This is a genomic window from Pseudacidovorax intermedius (assembly GCF_003350475.1).
GTDB lineage: Bacteria > Pseudomonadota > Gammaproteobacteria > Burkholderiales > Burkholderiaceae_C > Xenophilus > Xenophilus intermedius.
Map to the genome: position 1 here is coordinate 179,406 of NZ_QQAV01000003.1, position 16,992 is coordinate 196,397.

The 16,992-nt window shown below is 70.9% G+C and carries 14 protein-coding genes; 6 read left to right on the forward strand and 8 right to left on the reverse strand.

The window, feature by feature from the left end; translation table 11 throughout:
* Positions 1-15: 15 nt before the first annotated feature.
* A complete protein-coding gene (locus tag DFR41_RS10335) occupies positions 16-1,020 on the reverse strand; it encodes an isopenicillin N synthase family dioxygenase (protein ID WP_114802625.1) in 1,005 nt (334 codons plus the stop codon).
* Between the two features lie 534 nt (positions 1,021-1,554).
* Between DFR41_RS10335 and DFR41_RS10340 the strand changes: the two genes are divergently transcribed.
* From DFR41_RS10340 to DFR41_RS10360, 5 genes are all read left to right on the forward strand, one after another.
* Positions 1,555-2,583: an ABC transporter substrate-binding protein gene (locus DFR41_RS10340; RefSeq protein ID WP_244917711.1), complete on the forward strand. Its 1,029-nt coding sequence runs from the start codon at positions 1,555-1,557 to the stop codon at positions 2,581-2,583.
* Between the two features lie 17 nt (positions 2,584-2,600).
* Positions 2,601-3,563, forward strand: coding sequence for an isopenicillin N synthase family dioxygenase (locus DFR41_RS10345; RefSeq protein ID WP_114802627.1), 963 nt, complete (start codon positions 2,601-2,603; stop codon positions 3,561-3,563).
* Positions 3,564-3,703: 140 nt separating this feature from the next.
* Positions 3,704-3,973 carry a hypothetical protein gene (locus DFR41_RS10350; protein WP_017758572.1) on the forward strand — a complete coding sequence of 90 codons (270 nt, stop codon included), beginning with the start codon at positions 3,704-3,706 and terminating at the stop codon, positions 3,971-3,973.
* A 207-nt stretch (positions 3,974-4,180) separates the two neighbouring features.
* A complete protein-coding gene (locus DFR41_RS10355) occupies positions 4,181-4,699 on the forward strand; it encodes a nucleoside deaminase (protein WP_017758571.1) in 519 nt (172 codons plus the stop codon).
* A 130-nt stretch (positions 4,700-4,829) separates the two neighbouring features.
* Positions 4,830-5,660, forward strand: coding sequence for an urease accessory protein UreD (locus DFR41_RS10360; protein ID WP_017758570.1), 831 nt, complete (start codon positions 4,830-4,832; stop codon positions 5,658-5,660).
* A gap of 255 nt (positions 5,661-5,915) precedes the next feature.
* Here DFR41_RS10360 and DFR41_RS10365 read toward each other — a convergent pair whose 3' ends face one another.
* Positions 5,916-6,152: a hypothetical protein gene (locus tag DFR41_RS10365; protein WP_017758568.1), complete on the reverse strand. Its 237-nt coding sequence runs from the start codon at positions 6,150-6,152 to the stop codon at positions 5,916-5,918.
* Between the two features lie 122 nt (positions 6,153-6,274).
* On the opposite strand from DFR41_RS10365, the gene DFR41_RS10370 reads away from it, so the two are divergent.
* Positions 6,275-7,735: an MFS transporter gene (locus DFR41_RS10370; RefSeq protein ID WP_043115218.1), complete on the forward strand. Its 1,461-nt coding sequence runs from the start codon at positions 6,275-6,277 to the stop codon at positions 7,733-7,735.
* 917 nt (positions 7,736-8,652) lie between these two features.
* Here the strand turns inward: DFR41_RS10370 and DFR41_RS10375 are convergent.
* The 6 genes from DFR41_RS10375 to DFR41_RS10400 form a co-directional block, all read right to left on the reverse strand.
* Positions 8,653-9,861, reverse strand: coding sequence for an MFS transporter (locus DFR41_RS10375; RefSeq protein WP_114802859.1), 1,209 nt, complete (start codon positions 9,859-9,861; stop codon positions 8,653-8,655).
* A 285-nt stretch (positions 9,862-10,146) separates the two neighbouring features.
* Positions 10,147-11,697, reverse strand: coding sequence for an alkaline phosphatase D family protein (locus DFR41_RS10380; RefSeq protein ID WP_114802628.1), 1,551 nt, complete (start codon positions 11,695-11,697; stop codon positions 10,147-10,149).
* Positions 11,698-11,819: 122 nt separating this feature from the next.
* Entirely contained in the window at positions 11,820-13,562 is a 1,743-nt protein-coding gene (locus tag DFR41_RS10385) for a cation acetate symporter (RefSeq protein ID WP_114802629.1), read from the reverse strand.
* Positions 13,559-13,867, reverse strand: a complete 309-nt coding sequence (locus DFR41_RS10390) for a DUF485 domain-containing protein (protein WP_017760087.1) — start codon at positions 13,865-13,867, stop codon at positions 13,559-13,561. Before DFR41_RS10390 ends, DFR41_RS10385 begins: the two co-directional genes overlap by 4 nt.
* A 259-nt stretch (positions 13,868-14,126) precedes the next feature.
* The gene (locus tag DFR41_RS10395) at positions 14,127-14,900 is read right to left on the reverse strand and encodes a response regulator transcription factor (RefSeq protein WP_244917712.1); all 774 of its coding nucleotides are present in this window, start codon (positions 14,898-14,900) and stop codon (positions 14,127-14,129) included.
* Positions 14,897-16,900: a hybrid sensor histidine kinase/response regulator gene (locus DFR41_RS10400; RefSeq protein WP_114802630.1), complete on the reverse strand. Its 2,004-nt coding sequence runs from the start codon at positions 16,898-16,900 to the stop codon at positions 14,897-14,899. Before DFR41_RS10400 ends, DFR41_RS10395 begins: the two co-directional genes overlap by 4 nt.
* Positions 16,901-16,992: the final 92 nt, after the last annotated feature.

A 16,992-nucleotide genomic window follows, 5' to 3' on the forward strand; every position in this document is an offset into this window, starting at 1 on the left:
CCTGCGTGGCGAGGCTCAGTACTTCTTGCCGAAATTCGCCGCAATCCGCTGCTTGAGGTAGTCGCCCGCGGTGATGGACGGGTACTTGCCCGAGGGCGACTCGATGAGCGCGTCGCGGTTGGCCTGGCAGAAGAAGGCGATGCTGTAGCGCGGACCCATGTATTCGCCGGGCAGCGGATTGCGCACGCGGTGGAAGTTGCTGGGCAGCTGGTCGTCGCTCCAGCGCATGAGCATGTCGCCGATGTTGCAGGTGATGACGTCCTCGTCGGGCGGGATGGACGTCCATTCCTGCTTCTCGAATTCCTTGCCCGGGCACACCTGCAGGCCGCCCTGACCCTGGCGCTGGTAGAGGATCGTGAGGCAGTCGAAGTCGGTGTGCGCACCGGCGCGCCACAGGTCCAGGTTGGCCTGCGCCTCGGGCGGGATCGCGTAGTAGTGCAGCAGGCGCAGCGTACTCTGGTACTCGGCGCTGGACTTGTCGTGCGCGCGGGTGAAGAACTCGGTGTCGAAGCCCAGCTTCAGCGCGAAGCAGGACAGCACCTTCATGCCGATCTCCCAGCTCTTCTGCTCGAAGGCCAGCATGGCGGCCTTGAAGCCGGGCAGTTCCGCCTCGGTGGGAAAGAGCGGGCCCATCAGCGGCAGCGTGATCTGGTAGCTCTCCTTCTGATCGGCGGTGCCGGTGGAGGGCCGCACCTGCGCCTTGCTCTCCCAGCCGGCGTTGTTGGCCAGCGGGTACTGCGCCTTCACCGCATCGGGCAGCGCGAAGAAGCGCTCGGCCTCGGCGAAGGCGGCGCGGATGTCGGCCAGGTCGATGCCGTGGTCTACGAGCTGGAAGAAGCCGACGTCGACCGCGGCATCCCACAGCTGGTCGGCGATCTCGGCGCGGCGGGTGTCGAAGTCGGCCAGGCTGATGCGGCGGACTTCGCGGGTGGTGGTCTCGGAGCCCATCGCGCCCATGCGCGATTCCTTTTCAAGCTCGGCAAGGGTGAAGTCGGGGGCGGTGGTGGCGATGGCGGTCATGGTGGGGCTCTCCGTGAGTGGGTGGAAGGAAAGATGTCCGTCCGTCGGAGACCATGGAGGGCGGGCTTCGGGGCTGCTGCTGCATCCTGATCGCGCCGCGCCACGGTGCACGTGGGCAGGACGTCAAGAGCAATTCCCGGGCCGCTGACACCTGCCGGGACGGCAGGCGGGCGTTGCTGAACGCTTCTACTCTCTGGGCCGCGATTATGGGCGGCGCACCCCGGGACGCGGCAAGCGTTTTGTGCGCTTTCCGAGATCGACCAAGGGTCTCTTGCGCCAAGCCGGGGCGTGACCAACCAGGGCGGTGCGCGCGCTGCCATGGCCGCACCACACGCGAGCGCGGGTGGTGCACGAGCCCAGGCCGCGCGGGCGCGCAGGCGTTGCGACGCGCGCGGCATGGATCGTGCTGAAACCCTTGCAGGAGTAGAAGCGTTCAGCGGCCCCGCCCGGAGCCGCCCGGAAATTGCTCTGGCATCCCCGCGCCCGGCCCACGGCCCGCGAGGCGTTCCAACGCATCCTTTCGAAGACCGCACCATGCTGCACCGCCGCTCCCTCCTGGCCGCCTCGGGCGCCGCCACCCTGCTCGCCGCCACCCCCTTCGTGCGGGCCCAGGGCTCTCTGCAGAAGTTCAAGTTCAACCTGGGCTGGAAGGTCGAGGCCACGGCCGCCGGCTTCCTGCTGGCGCAGCAGCGCGGCTACTACAAGGACGCCGGGCTGGACGTGGCCATCGACACCGGCAACGGCTCGGCCGCCGCCATCAGCCTGGTGGGCAGCGGCGCCTACGACTGCGCCTCGGCCGACCTGGCGACCATGGTCGAGTTCGACGTCAACAACCCCACGGCCGGCCTCAAGGCCGTGGCCATCCAGTACGACCTGAACCCCAACGCCATCCTGGTGCGCAAGGACGGCCCCATCAAGAAGCCCACCGACCTGGCCGGCAAGACGCTGCTGGGCCAGCCCTTCAATGCCTCGCGCAAGCTGTTCCCCGTCTTCGCCAAGGCCCAGGGCTTCGATCCGGCCAGCGTGAAGTGGGAGAACGTGGCACCCGACATCGGCGACACCCGCTTCGTCAAGGGCGACTTCGATGGCGCCGGCTACTTCTACTTCACCGGCCTGCTCAACCTCAAGCTGCGTGGCATGGGGCCGGAGCAGATCACGGCGTTCCGCTTCTCGGACTACGGCATGAAGTCGTACGGCAACGGCCTGGTCGCCAACGCGAAGAGCATGGAGAACGCCGAGGCCATGAAGGCCTTCGTCAAGGCCACCACCCGCGGCTGGATCGAGGCCATGGCGGACACGAAGGCCGGCGCCGCCGCCATCAAGGCCCGCGAACCGCTGGCCAACGAGGCCATCGAGCACGAGCGGCTGCAGCTGATCGTCGACGGCAGCATGAAGACGCCGGGCACGATCGCCCACGGCTGGGGTGCCGCCACGCCCGAGCGCCTGCAGGCCACCATCGACGAGACCGTCGCCGCCTTCGGACTGAAGAGCTCGCCCACCGTCGCCGACATCTGGACCGACCGGTTCCTGCCCACCGCCGCCGAGCGCAAGCTCAAGGCCTGAACGCAGCAAGGGCCGCCATGTCCATTCCCGTCATCGACCTGCACGATGCCCTGGCGCTGGGCAGCCCGCGCAGCGCCGAGGTGGCTGCGCAGATGCGCGCCGCCGCCGTGGCCTCGGGCTTCTTCTACGTGCGCCATCATGGCGTGCCGGCGGCGCAGGTGCAGGCGCAGTTCGACCTGGCCCGACGGCTGCTCGACGTGCCGATGTCCACGCGCGAGGCGCTGGAGATGCACAAGTCGCCCGCGATGCGCGGCTACGAGCTGATGGGCGCGCAGACGCTGGACGCGGCGGCGCGGCCCGACCTGAAGGAAAGCTTCTACTGCGGCATGGCCTACCCAGCCGACCATCCCTATGTGCTCGCCGGCTACCAGACCTACGGCCACAACCAGTGGCCCGCCGAAGTGCCCGAGGCGCCCGCGCAGTGCGAGGCCTACATCCAGGCCATGCTGGCCCTGTCGCGCCGGCTGATGCAGCTGATGGCCCTCTCGCTCGACCTGCCCGAGACCTGGTTCGACGCCACCAGCGACAGCCCCATGGTCACGCTGCGCATGATCCGCTATCCGGCTCATCCGGAAGGCGCCGACGAGCGCACCTTCGGCGCCGGGGCCCACACCGACTGGGGCGCCGTCACCATCCTGGCGCAGGACGGCCACGGCGGCCTGGAGGTGCAGATGCCCGGCGGCGACTGGCTGCCCGCCACGCCCATCGACGGCTGCTTCGTGGTCAACCTGGGCGACATGATCCCGCGCTGGACCAACGGCCTGTACCACTCCAACCCGCACCGCGTGCGCAACCTGCATTCGGGCAGCGCGCCGCGCTATTCCATCCCCTTCTTCTACGAGCCCGACTACCTGGCCCGCATCGAGGCGGTGCCTGGCACCGTGCCCGCTGGCGAGGCGCCGCGCTTCGCGCCCTGCACCGCCGGCGAACACCTGGTGGAGATGTACCGCCGCACCTACGGCATCGCCGCCGCGGCCTGATGCGGCGGCGCGCCGGGCCGGCCGTGCCGGCCCGTGCCGCTGTCGCGAACAAGTACTCACAGTCGACACAAGGCCTTGATCCAGCGTCACACTTATTTGTGAATTAAGTCACAGAATCACGGCTCGCACAGGAGGTGGCGATGTCGCTCGAATACCTGGCTCGCATCGAGAACGAACGCTTTCCGCTGGCCGTCCGGCAGACGGCCGAGGTGGACCACGTGCTGCTGCTGAAGGCCGCCCAGCTGATCACCGCCAGTGTGCCGGCCGTGGGGCCTTTCGGGCCGGGCTCCGCCCGCGAGGCGGTCGTCTTCGGCATCACCGAGCTGGGCCTGCGCACCCTTCGCCAGTCGACGCTGCCGCCCGAGGCACCGCTGCACCGACAGGAGCGTTCGCTGGACTTCGACGCCTGATCGCCCGAGCCCGCGCCGATCCATCCTGTCCTTCCTGCCGACATCGTCGCAGGCTGTCCACCGTCGTCGGGCCTGGCGCATTGAAATCGCTGTCCCGTGCCCATCGCGCCCCTTCCGGCGCGGCTGGCATGCCTCCTGCAGTCTGCGGCGACTATTCGTTCTGCCTCTCCCCCTTCGTTCCGCGGCAACTGCTCGCCGCCTTCCCTGATGTCTTCTGCCTCCCTGCTTCCCACGGAAGTCGCGCTCGACGAACGCGACGGCCGCTATCTGCGCAAGGCCATCGGCTGGTCGCATGCCGGCCGCCGCCGCGGCAACCGGCCCTTCGGTGCCGTCATCGTGTCCGAGGACAACCGCGTGCTGACCGAGGATTACTGCAACAGCGGCGAGACCGGCGACGTGACCGGCCATGCCGAGACCAACGCCATCCGCAAGCTCGCCGGCCTGGGCCTGGGCCGCGAGGTGCTGGCCAAGGCCACCCTCTATTCCTCGGCCGAGCCCTGCGTGATGTGCGCGGGCGCCATCTTCTGGTCGGGCATCGGCCGCGTGGTGTTCGGCATCGACGCCGAGCGGCTGCGCGAATTCCGCGGCGAGCGCTCGGACCAGCGCGATGCCGAACTCTCTTGCCGCGACGTGTTCCGCGCCTCACCGCATGCCATCGACTGCCTCGGCCCCGCCTTGATCGACGAGGCCGGTGCGGCGCACGTCGGGGCGTGGAAGGCCGCATAACCTGAGCGGCTTCATTCCGGACGCGTTGCCGGCCGCCGCACTGCGATGCCGCGACGCAGTCGTCGGCGGCAGGCCGTCTCCGCGGCCCGCGCCGCCGAAACCGCGCCTTCCGCCTGCTTAGACTCCCCCGATGCCCTGGCACGCCCGACTCTCCATCGACTATGCCGCGCGCGACGGCCGAAGCGTGGCGCGTTTCCGCCACGACGGTCCGCTGCGCATCCTGCAGAGCCTCTACCCCGAAGGCGACGCCATCTGCCACAACGTTCTGGTGCACCCACCCGGCGGCCTTGTGGGTGGCGACACGCTCGAGATCCGCGTGATGGCCGCTGCCGGCAGCCACGGCCTGGTCACCACGCCGGGCGCATCCCGCTTCTACCGCAGCGAAGGCGAAGCCGCGGTACAGCAGACGCACCTGCAGGTGCAGGCTGGCGCGCGGCTGGAATGGCTGCCGCTGGAAGCCCTGTGCTACAGCGGCTGCCAGGCCCACAACCGCCTGCGCCTGGATGTGGCACCGGGCGGCGAACTCATCGGCTGGGACGTGACGGCCCTCGGCCTGCCCCATGCAGGCCAGCCTTTCGTGGCGGGCAGCCTGCAGCAGCACCTGGAGGTGCCCGGTGTCTGGCTGGAGCGAGGGCGCATCGAGGCGGGCGATGCCCCGTTGCTCGACGGTGCGCTGGGCCTGGCCGGTCGGCGCTGCCTCGCCTCGCTCTTCCATGTGAGCGGCACGCCCATCCCTCGCGAACGGCGCGAGGCCCTGCTGGAGATCGCACGCACCCGCATCGACAGCCACGCCCTGGGCGAGACCGGGGGCGCCACCAGCCCGCAGCCCTCGGTGATCGTCGTTCGGGTGCTGGCGCCGGTGGTCGAGCCAGCGATGCAGCTGCTGCGGGGCATCTGGACCGACTGGCGCCGCGAACTGTGGCGGCTGGACGGGGCGCCGCCACGCATCTGGTCCACCTGAGCCGGCCCGGTACCGGCACTGCACGGCACGGCGCGATCACGACGCCAAGCCGCGCGTAGGGGCTTGCGACCCGTATCGCAGGCTACGAAGGAAACGGTGCGGGCAGCGGCTCCGGCGAGGGCGACGGCGGCACGGGCGGCGCCGGTTCCGTGCCGGGCGGGAAGGGTTCGGTCAACGGCGGCACCGGGGTGGGCGGCGGCGGATCGATGACGGGCACCGGGTCGCCCATTGCCAGTAGTGCGTCGTGCCCGCGCTTCATTGGCGATCCTCCTGCTGCTGGCGACGTTCGTCGCCCAGCTTTTCCATCATCTTCTCGCCCACGGGGTCCTTGCCGTCGAGGGGCACGGATTCTTCCTGGGTGACTTCCGGCTCGTCCTTGTAATGCGTGCCGGGCGAGGCCTTGTCCTGGCGGGACGTCTCGCGCTGCGGCGACGAGGTGGGCGTCGCGCCTTGCGCGGCGACGTCCTGGGAGGGGTCTTGGGCTTGGGTCATCGCCACGACGCTGCGGCCGGGCGCCCGGGTCCGTCTACGTCCATTCGCCACATCGCCTGTCAGCCATGGCCGACGCCTCCGCGTCCCGGGCCGCGCTAGCGTGGCCCGCAGATCGGAGCGCCATGACGACCCTTGCCACTTCTGCCTCTCCCTCGGCGCCTGCAGGCGCCGACATCCCCGCACGACTGGACCGACTGCCTTGGTCGCGCTGGCATTGGCGCGTGGTGATCGCGCTGGGCATCGCCTGGGTGCTGGACGGGCTGGAGGTGACGATGGTCGGCTCCATCGGCGGCGTGCTGGAGCGCAGCGACACCCTGGGTCTGACGGCCGCGCAGGTGGGCCTGGCCGGCTCGCTCTACGTGGCGGGGGCGGTGACCGGTGCGCTGGTCTTCGGCCGCATGACCGACCGGCTCGGCCGCAAGAAGCTGTTCATGCTCACCTTGGCCGTGTACGCCGCCGCGACCTTCGCCACGGCCTTCTCGCCCACCTTCGCGATCTTCGCGGTCTGCCGCTTCTTCACCGGCCTGGGCATCGGCGGTGAATATGCGGCCATCAACTCCGCCATCGACGAGCTGGTACCGGCGCGGGTGCGGGGCCGGGTCAACCTGGCGATCAACGGCAGCTTCTGGCTTGGCGCCGCGCTGGGCGCGGGGCTGGCGCTGGTGGTGCTCGACCCGCGGGTGTTCGGCCCGGTGTGGGGCTGGCGGGTGGGCTTCGGGCTGGGTGCGTTGCTGGCGCTGGCCATCGTACTGATCCGCCGCCATGTGCCCGAGAGTCCGCGCTGGCTGGCCGCGCATGGGCAGGCGGCCGAGGCCGAGCGGATCCTGGCCGACATCGAGGCCCAGGTGGCGCGCGAGCACGGACCGCTGCCGCCACCGACCGCACATCCCTCGGTGGGCCACCGGCCCAGCCCCAGCCTGCGCGAGGTGGCGCGCGTGCTGCTGGTGCACTACCGCCAGCGCAGCGCGGTGGCGCTGGGGCTGATGCTGTCGCAGGCCTTTTTCTACAACGCGATTTTCTTCACCTATGCGCTGGTGCTGACGCGCTTCCATGGCGTGGATGCGTCGCGGGTGGCGCTCTACATTTTTCCCTTCGCGCTGGGCAATGTGCTGGGGCCGCTGCTGCTGGGGCCGCTGTTCGACAGCGTGGGCCGGCGGCGGATGATCGCCCTCACCTATGCGGGCGCGGGAGTGGGCCTGGCGCTGACGGGCCTGGCCTTCATGGCGGGCTGGCTGGATGCACCGACGCAGGCGCTGGCCTGGTCGGCGGTGTTCTTCCTGGCCTCTGCGGCGGCCAGCTCGGCCTACCTGACGGTGAGCGAGGTGTTTCCGCTGGAGATGCGGGCCATCGCGATTGCGCTGTTCTACGCGGTGGGAACGGGTGCGGGTGGCTTCGTGGCGCCCTGGCTTTTCGGGGCGTTGATCGAGACGGGCAGTCGCGGGGCGGTGGCCATCGGCTACGGCATCGGTGCAGCGCTGGTGATCGCGGCGGGGCTGGCGGCGCTGCGCTGGGGCGTCGATGCGGAGCGGCGCACGCTGGAGGAGATCGCGCCGCCGATGGAGGGGGCGCGGCGGGGGGCTTGAGCCGCTCGGATGGGTGGGGCAGTTCGGGTGTGCTGTTGCCAGTCCTAGGGACGATCTGAAGGCACTGGGCGCGGAAGCAGCGAGAGGCGAATCTGAAGGCACTGGGTTCGCAAGTTGTCGCGGCGCTATGAATGCCTGGGTTCGCAGGTCGTCGGGGCGCTATGAATGTCTGGGTTCGCAGGTCGTCGGGGCGGTAACCCGGCAGAGGGCGCCGGCATGCGCGCTCCCTGTGCACGCTCGCGCCGACCGGCTTGCCTCACCACACGGGTGACCGCTCTCCACCGACGCGCCTTCCGCACTGCACGGCGCCGCGAATGGCACCTCCGCACGCACACCGGCACCCTCCGCCTCGACGCTGCGCGCGAGCCCTCCCGTTTTTAGGACCCCCTGGGTCTTTGGCGCCGTTGGGCCTTTGGGCCGTCGGGCCTTTGACACCATTGGATCTTTGGCGTTGTTGGGTCTTGGGGTGCTCTGGACCCTTCGGGCGCAGGAGCTAATGCCGGCCAGTCAAACCCAACCCGTTCGGGCTGAGCCTGTCGAAGCCCCTCCCCTAGCGGTTGCACGGAGGCGGCTCAAGCACCGCCGGGCATTTGCGCCGCGCGCCGCTCTGCCCTTCGGCAGGCTCAGGGCGAACGGAGTGAGAACCCGGGCGGCCGAACCCGGCCGTTCGGGCGCAGCGTTGAGGCGGAGGGTGCCGGTGTGCGTGCGGAGGTGCCATTCGCGGCGCCGTGCAGTGCGGCAAGCACGTCGGTGGAGAGCGAGCACCCGTGTCGTGCACCAAGCCGGTCAGCGCGAGCGTGCACGGGGAGCACGCATGCCGGCGCCCTCCGCCGGTTAGCGCCCCCGCCAGTCGTCACCCAATCAGGTCTGGCAGACCAAACCGCCAGCGTAAGAAAACGCCCGCCAGGACAACGAACTCAAGCCAGCCGTGCACCCCGCGACATGCGACGCCCATCCGCCACGGCCGCCGCGAACAGTGCCAGCCCGGCCAACGCCAGCAGCGCGCCCACCCAGCCCGTCGAGGTCCATCCAAGCCCTGCGTCGATGGCCACGCCGCCCAGCCACGCACCCAAGGCATTGGCCATGTTGAAGGCCGAATGGTTCAAGGCCGCGGCAAGGGTCTGGGCGTCGCCGGCCACGTCCATCAGCCGGATCTGCAGCGCCGGGCCGATGGCCACCAGCGTGCCGACCAGCAGGATGTTGATCGACGCCGCCACCGGATGGTGGGCCGTGACCGAGAAGGCCGCCAGCACCACCGCCGCATAGGCCAGGATGCCGCCGATGGTCGGCATCAGCGCCCGGTCGGCCAGGCGCGCGCCGACCAGGTTGCCCGCCACCATGCCGACGCCGAACAGCGCCAGCACCAGCGGCACACGGCCCACCGACAGGCCGGCCACCTCGGTCAGCGTGGGCTTGACGTAGCTGAACACGCAGAACATGCCGCCGAAGCCGATGGCCGCGATGCCCAGGGTGAACCACACCTGGCGCCGGCGCAGCGCGCCCAGCTCGCGCATGGGGCTCGCACCCTGCGCCGCCGCCATGTCGGGCACCCACAGGCGGATCATCAGAACCGCCGCGGCGGCGATGAGCCCGACGAAGACGAAGGCCGCACGCCAGCCGAAATGCTGGCCCAGCCAGGCCGCGATGGGCACGCCCACCAGCGTGGCGCCGGTCAGGCCCAGCATCACCAGGCCCACGGCCCGGGCGCGCTGTCCCGGCGGTGCCAGGGCCGCCGCCACCAGCGCCGCGACGCCGAAGTAGGTGCCGTGTGGCAGGCCGGTCAACAGCCGCAGGCCCAGCAGCGACAGGTAGTCCGGCGCGAGGGCGCTGGCGATGTTGCCGATGGCATAGAAGGCCATCAGCGCCATCAGCAGCACACGGCGGCGCCAGCCCGCGGCCAGCGCCGCCAGCACCGGCGCGCCCACCACCACGCCCAGCGCATAGGCGCTGATCGCGTGGCCGGCCTGCGGAATGCTGGTGCCGATGTCGCGCGCCACCTCGGGCAGCAGGCCCATGATCACGAACTCGCCCGTGCCGATGGAGAAGCCGCCCAGGCCCAGGGCGAGCACGGCGCGCAGCAGCGTGCGTTCGGATTGGGCGTCGGCGAGGAAAGCGGCGGAAGTCATGGGCAAGGCGCGGGACAGAACGGGGCGCAGGACGCCGGCCGGCATTGCCGATCGGCAAGCGCAACCGGCGGTCGGCCAAGGATGAGGGAAAACCCGGGAAGCGCCGACCCTAACAGCGTCGGCGGCCACGGCGGCGACAGAGGGGCGAATCCGGGTCGGCAGGCGGGGTCTTCCCGTGCGGCGGTTGCGGGCGGCCACGGAGCACCGTCTGGGGCCGCACGGCGCCCCATGCCGTCACGCGCGGCGCGTCGTACGCCCGTGGAGCGGCAGTGGCCCCGAGCGGCATCAGCCCGCCACCGTGTGCACGCCCGGCGAGCCGTGCTCGACCACGAAGCGCGCCAGCCGGCTCACGCCGGAATCGGCGCGCCGGATGTCGTCCACCGAACGGAACTCCACGCGCGCCTCAGCTGGCGCCAGCATGGCCAGCGCATAGCCGCGCACGTCGCCGCGGCCCCAGCGCAGCTGCGGGTTGTTGGCCTGCAGCGCCGCCACCGTGGCCATCGACGGACCCTGCGAGCTGATGGAGCCGCCCACGAATTCGGTGGCCAGCGGCGCGGCGTCGTCCGCACGCTGCAGGTCGGCGGCCCAGAAGCAGTGCACGTCGCCACTGAGCACCAGCGCATTGCGCTCGGGCCGCGCCGTCAGCGCGCCGTACAGGCGCTCGCGGTTGGCGGCGTAGCCGTCCCAGCCGTCGACCCAGTAGCCGCGTTCCTCTCCGCGGCTGCGCGGGGCCGTGGCCATCAGCGTCTGCTGCGCGATCAGCGTCCAGCGGCCCTGGGCGCGCGCCAGGCCCTGGTAGAGCCAGGCCTCCTGCTCGGCGCCCAGGTAGCTTCGGCTGGCGGCGCTGCGCTCGTCGCAGTCGACGAAGCCCTTGTTGCCGGTCACCGGCACGCAGGGATGGGCCGAGCGGTACTGGCGGCCGTCGAGCACGAAGAGCTCGGCCATGCCGCCCATCTGCCAGCGGCCATGGATGCGGGCCTGCGCGCCCTGCGGGCGCATCCAGGCCGGCACCGGCATGTGCTCGTACCAGGCCTGGTAGGCGGCCGCGCGCAAGGCCATGAACTGCGCCGGATCGGGCGTCTGCGGCGAGCGGTCGTTGGCATAGTCGTTCTGCACCTCGTGGTCGTCCCAGGTGACGAACCATGGGAAGGCCGCATGCGCCGCCTGCAGGTCCGCATCGCCCTTGTAGAGGGCATAGCGGTTGCGGTAGCCGGCCAGGTCCTGCGGCAGGCCGGCCTCGTGGCGGCGCACGTGGTGGCGGCCCCAGGAGGACTCGTAGATGTAGTCGCCCAGGTGCAGCACCGCATCCAGGTCCTGCGTGGCCATGTCGCGGTAGGCGCTGTAGAAGCCCTGCTCGTACTGCTGACAGGAGCCGAAGGCCAGCCGCAGCGGCTGCACGTCCTGCAGCGCCCGCGCGGTGCGGGTACGGCCGACGGGGCTGCGCATGCCCTGCGCCGTGAAGCGGTACCAGTAGTCGCGGCCGGGCGCCAGGCCCGCGACCTCGACGTGCACCGAGTGCGCCAGGTCGGCCACCGCGATGGCCCGTCCGCGGGCGACGATGCGGGCGAAGCCTTCGTCCTCGGCCAGTTCCCACTCGACGGGCACCGGCGCCTCGCCCATGCCGCCGCCCGCCAGCGGATCGGGGGCGAGGCGGGTCCACAGCACCACGCCCTCGGCCGTAGGACAGCCGGAGGCCACGCCCAGCGTGAAGAGCGGCCGGCTGTCGCCGCCCTGGGCATGCAAGCGAAGGAAGGGGGCGGCAAGCGCCGCGCCCGCCGCGCCTTGCAGCAGGCGACGGCGGGAGAGCTGCGAAAGGAGTCGGACGGAAGACGGCATGGCCCGATCATGCCCCGCTGCGCCTTGCCGCCAGCTGTCCTTGCCGGCGCGCCCCTGGCAGGTGCCGCCGCCCCGGGCACGGCGCGGAGCGACGGAGGCCCCACCCCCGCGGGATGCTGCGCTCAGTGCCCGGAGGCGCCCGACGCGCCGAGTCCGGTCTCCGACCGCACCTGCTGCGCCGGAAAGGCCGCGCGTTCGGCGGCGGCCTGGCGGCTGCGGTCGAGCAGGCTGAACAGCCAGATGCCCGCGAAGCCGATGGCCATGGAGAACAGGGCCGGCGAGGTGTAGGGGAACAGCGCCGAGCCCTTGGGATAGCCCAGCGTCGCTTCCCACACCGACGGCGAGACGATGGTCAGCCCCACCGAGGCGGCCAGGCCCAGCGTGCCGCCGATCACCGCGCCGCGCGTGGTGCAGTCCTTCCACAGCACGCTCATGAACAGCACCGGGAAGTTGGCGGAGGCCGCGATGGCGAAGGCCAGCGACACCATGAAGGCGATGTTCTGCTTCTCGAAGGCGATGCCCAGCAGCACCGCGATCACGCCCAGCGCCACCGTGGTGATGCGCGAGACGCGCAGCTCGTCGCGCGGCTCGGCGCGGCCCTGCTTGATCAGCGTGGCATAGAGGTCGTGCGACACGGCGGAGGCGCCCGACAGCGTCAGCCCCGCCACCACGGCCAGGATGGTCGCGAAGGCCACCGCCGAGATGAAACCGAAGAACACGTTGCCGCCCACCGCCTTGGCCACCAGCACGGCCGCCATGTTGGTCGCGCCCGCGCCGCCGTGGATCACGCCCGTGGCCACGTTGGCGAACTCGGGATTGGTCAGCACCAGCGTGATGGCGCCGAAGCCGATGATGAAGATCAGCAGGTAGAAGTAGCCGATCCACACCGTGGCCCAGCCCACCGACTTGCGCGCCTCCTTGGCATCGGGCACCGTGAAGAAGCGCATCAGGATGTGCGGCAGCCCGGCCGTGCCGAACATCAGCGCCATGCCGAAGCTGATGGCCGAGATCGGGTCCTTGACGAAGCCGCCCGGGCCCATGATGGCCAGGCCGATGCTGCGCGCCTCGTCCGGCGACTTGCCGGCGTTGGCGGCGATCTGCGTGCGCACCTCCACCGACTTGGCGAACAGCGCCTCGGGGCTGAAGTGGAAGGCCGCCAGCACCATCACCGCCATGAAGGTCACGCCGGCCAGCAGCATCACGGCCTTGATGATCTGCACCCAGGTGGTGGCCGTCATGCCGCCGAAGAGCACGTAGACCATCATCAGCGCGCCCACGATCACCACCGCCACCCAGTAGTCCAGGCCGAACAGCAGCTTGATGAGCTGACCCGCGCCCACCATCTGGGCGATCAGGTAGAAGGACACCACCACGAGCGTGCCGCTGGCCGCGAAGGCGCGGATGGGGCCGGGCCGGAAGCGGTAGCCGGCCACGTCGGCAAAGGTGAACTTGCCCAGGTTGCGCAGCCGCTCGGCCATCAGGAAGGTGAGCACCGGCCAGCCCACGAGAAAGCCGATGGAATAGATCAGCCCGTCGTAGCCGGTGGCCATCACGGCCGCCGAGATGCCCAGGAAGGAGGCCGCCGACATGTAGTCGCCCGCGATGGCCAGCCCGTTCTGGAAGCCGGTGATGCCGCCGCCTGCGGTGTAGAAGTCGGCCGCCGAGCGCGTGCGCTTGGCCGCCCACTTGGTGATGTAGAGCGTGCCCGCCACGAACACCATGAACATGCCGATGGCGATCCAGTTGGTGGGCTGCTTGGCCACCTGGCCGACGTCGCCGCCTGCGGCATGGGCCAGGCCGGCCAGCAGGAGCAGCGCGGCCGGCGCCAGGCGGGCCGCGGTGGTGCGGAAGGAGAGGCGTGTCATTGGCCGGCCTCCTTCAGGATCTCGGCCGTGAGCCGGTCGAACTCGCCATTGGCGCGGCGGATGTAGGCCAGCGTGATGACGATGGTGAAGACGATCACGCCCAGGCCGATGGGAATGCCCAGCGTGGTCACGCCCTGGCCGATGGGCCGCGCGAGGAAGGGCTTGTCGAAGGCGATCAGCGCGACATAGCCGTAGTAGACGAGCAGCATGATCGCGGTGAGCCAGCCGCCCAGGCGGTTGCGGCGCCGCCGCAGCTCAAGGTATTTGGGATGGGAGCGGATGCGCTCCGCGACCGGGTCTTTCATGGGGTTGTCTCCTGGCATCTGGAATGAGCCTGTGCCGCATTCTTCGATGCCGGTCCCGGCGCGCGGACCCGGCGCAATCATTCGTCACATTGCAATCCAAGTCGCGCAATGAGCCTTGCGCGAGGCTGACGGCGCGTGAATCCGTTCGCCCTGAGCTTGTCGAAGGGTCACTCGCTTCGACGCGTGCGTGCCCTGGCTTCGACAGGCTCAGCCCGAACGGTTCCGGGCTCGCTGATGCGCATTGCCCCGCGCAGCCCGCTCAATCCCACTCCACATTGGCCGCGAACAGGTAGCCCGCGCCGTAGACGGTCTTGATGACCTGCGGCGCCTCGGTGTCGGCCTCGATCTTCTTGCGCAGGCGCGAGATGCGCACGTCGATGCTGCGGTCGGTGGGCAGCAGGTCGCGGGTGCCCAGCAGCTGCTCGCGCGTCAGGATCTGATGCGGCCGCTCGATGAAGCTGCGCAGCACCTGCGCCTCGGCCGTGCCCAGCAGGTGCTCGGTGCCGTCGGGGGCGGTGAGCACATGCGAGGCCCAGTCGATGCACCAGCCGTTGAAGCGCGCCCGGCGACGCTGGGTGGCCGCAGCAGCGCCCGCCTGGCCGCGGCGGCGCAGGATGCTGCGCACCCGCGCCACCAGCTCGCGCGCCTCGAAGGGCTTGGTCACGTAGTCGTCGCCGCCCAGCTCCAGGCCCATCACGCGGTCGGCAGGGTGGCCGCGGCCGGTGAGGATCAGCACGCCGGCGCTGCTGGCCGCCGTGATGCGTCGCATCAGGTCCAGCCCGTCCATGTCGGGCAGGCCGAGGTCGATGATGCACAGGTCGGGCTTTTCCACCTGCAGCCGACGCAGCGCCGCCGCCCCGCTCGCGAAGACTTCGCAGGCGAAGCCGAAGTCCTGCAGCGTGGCGCGCACGATGCGCGCCACCTCGGGCTCGTCTTCGATCACGTAGATGAGGTCGGACGGGCCGCCCTCGTCGTGGGCGCCGGGGCTGCGCGCACCCGGTGCAGGGGGCATGCCGTGGCGTGGCGTGTTCATGGGGGTCGTCTCCCTTCCTCGATGGCCCGCGCGAGCTGCTCGGCGGTGAATGGCTTGGTGATCACGGGCACGCCCGCCGGCCGGGCGATGGCCTCGGGCGCGTGGCCGCTCATCAGCACCACGGCCGGGGCCGGCGCGCCATCCGACGCTGGCAAGACGCAGGCGGCGGTGGCCACGGCGACGCCGTCGACCGGGCCGTGCATCTGCACGTCAGACAGCACCAGCGCCAGACCCGGCATGTGGGCCAGCAGCTGAAGCGCCTCGGCGCCGCTCTCGGCCTCCAGCACCGAGTAGCCCAGCTCCAGCAGGCTGCGTCGGATCACGCGGCGCACCTGCGCGTCGTCGTCGGCCAGCAGCGCCAGGCCCTGAGAGGCCGGCGCTGCGGTCTGGCCCGGGGGCAGTTCGTCGGCCGCGGGCGGGGGTGCCTCGGCCGCGGGCAGCCACAGCGTGACGGTAGTGCCCTGCCCCGGCGCGCTGCGCAGGTCGATGGCGCCACCCGACTGGCGGATGAAGCCGTAGACCACGGCCATGCCGAGGCCCGTGCCGCTGCCCGGCGGCTTGGTGGTGAAGAAGGGCTCGAACACACGGGCGAGCGTGTCGGCGTCCATGCCGCAACCATCGTCCTGCACCTCGATGCAGACGCAGTCGCCGGCCGACATCTGCAGCGGCGCCGCCCGGGCGGTGTCGAGCCGGGCAGCGCGTGCCCGCAGCACGATGCGGCCCAGCGGCCCGGTGGCGTCGCGCGCGTTCAGGACCAGGTTGACCAGCGCCTGTTCGAGCAGCGTGGCGTCGATCCAGGTCCACAGCGCCGAAGGGCCGGCGTCCACCTCCAGCGCCAGCGTGTCGGGCAGCGCGCGGCGCACCAGGCGCGCCACCGTCTCGATGAGCGCGCCCACGTGCACCGAGGCCGCCTGCAGCGGCTGCCGGCGCGCGAAGCTCAGCAGCGCCCGCACCAACTCGGCGCCGCGGCGGGCGGCGTCCAGTGCCGGCTGGGCGAACTCGCGCGTGGCCTCGTCGTCGGCGCCGCGGCGCAGCAAGGCGTCGAGGTTGCCGATCACGACCGTGAGGATGTTGTTGAAGTCGTGCGCCAGGCCGCCGGTGAGATGGCCGAGCGACTCCAGCTTCTGCGCCCGCGCCACCAGCTCCTGCGCGCGCCGCTGCTCGGTGATGTCGAAGGTGAGCTCGAAGCAGCCCGCCACGCGGCCATCGGCCGCGCGCTCGGGCGCGAGCGAGGTGCGTACCGTGCGGATCTGGCCGTCCTGCGTGCGCAGGTCGTAGGCGAAGCTCTGCGGCTCGCCGGCCAGCGCGCGCATGACATGCGGGCGCACATGCGCATAGACCGCCTCGCCCAGGAAGCGGCGCGCGCTCACGCCCTCGGGCCGCCCGGTGTCCACGCCGAACCAGTCCGCATAGCCGCGGTTGAGGTAGCGGTAGACGCGGCCGGCGTCGAAGTACGCCACCAGCGCCGGGATGGAGTCCATCACCAGCCGCACGCGCTGCTCGCTGCGCTGCAGCTCTGCGGTGCGCGCGGCCACGCGGCTTTCGAGCTCGGCGTTCTGGCGCCGGATGGTGGCCTCCGCGCGGTGGCGCTCGGTCACGTCGGAATACAGGGTGACGAAACCCAGGCCCGGCACCGGCTGTCCGCGGATGCGCAGCACGCGACCATCGGGCCGGACACGCTCGACGTCGTGCGGCTCGAAGCGCCGCGCCAGTGCCATGCGCGCCTCCACCAGCTGCTCGGGATCGCCCGGACCGTAGTCGCCGCGGCGGGCGTTGAATTCCATGAAGTCGCGGAACGGGGCACCCAGCCACACCAGCTCGGGCGGAAAGTCCAGCAGCCGCAGGTAGGCCTTGTTCCAGGCCACCAGGCGCAGTTCGGCATCGAAGATGGAGATGCCGTCGTCCAGCATGTCCAGGCCGGTCTGCAGCGTGACGTAGCGCTGCAGGGGCGCAGAGGCGCCCTCTGCGGCGGCCGCATCGGGGCTGCAAACATTCGTCATATTCGGCGGCGTCTCCTGCAATCTTCGGGGTTCATCCTTGCGGCGGCGGAGTCTGCGGCATGTGGCTGACCCCAAGCCAACAAATGACCGCC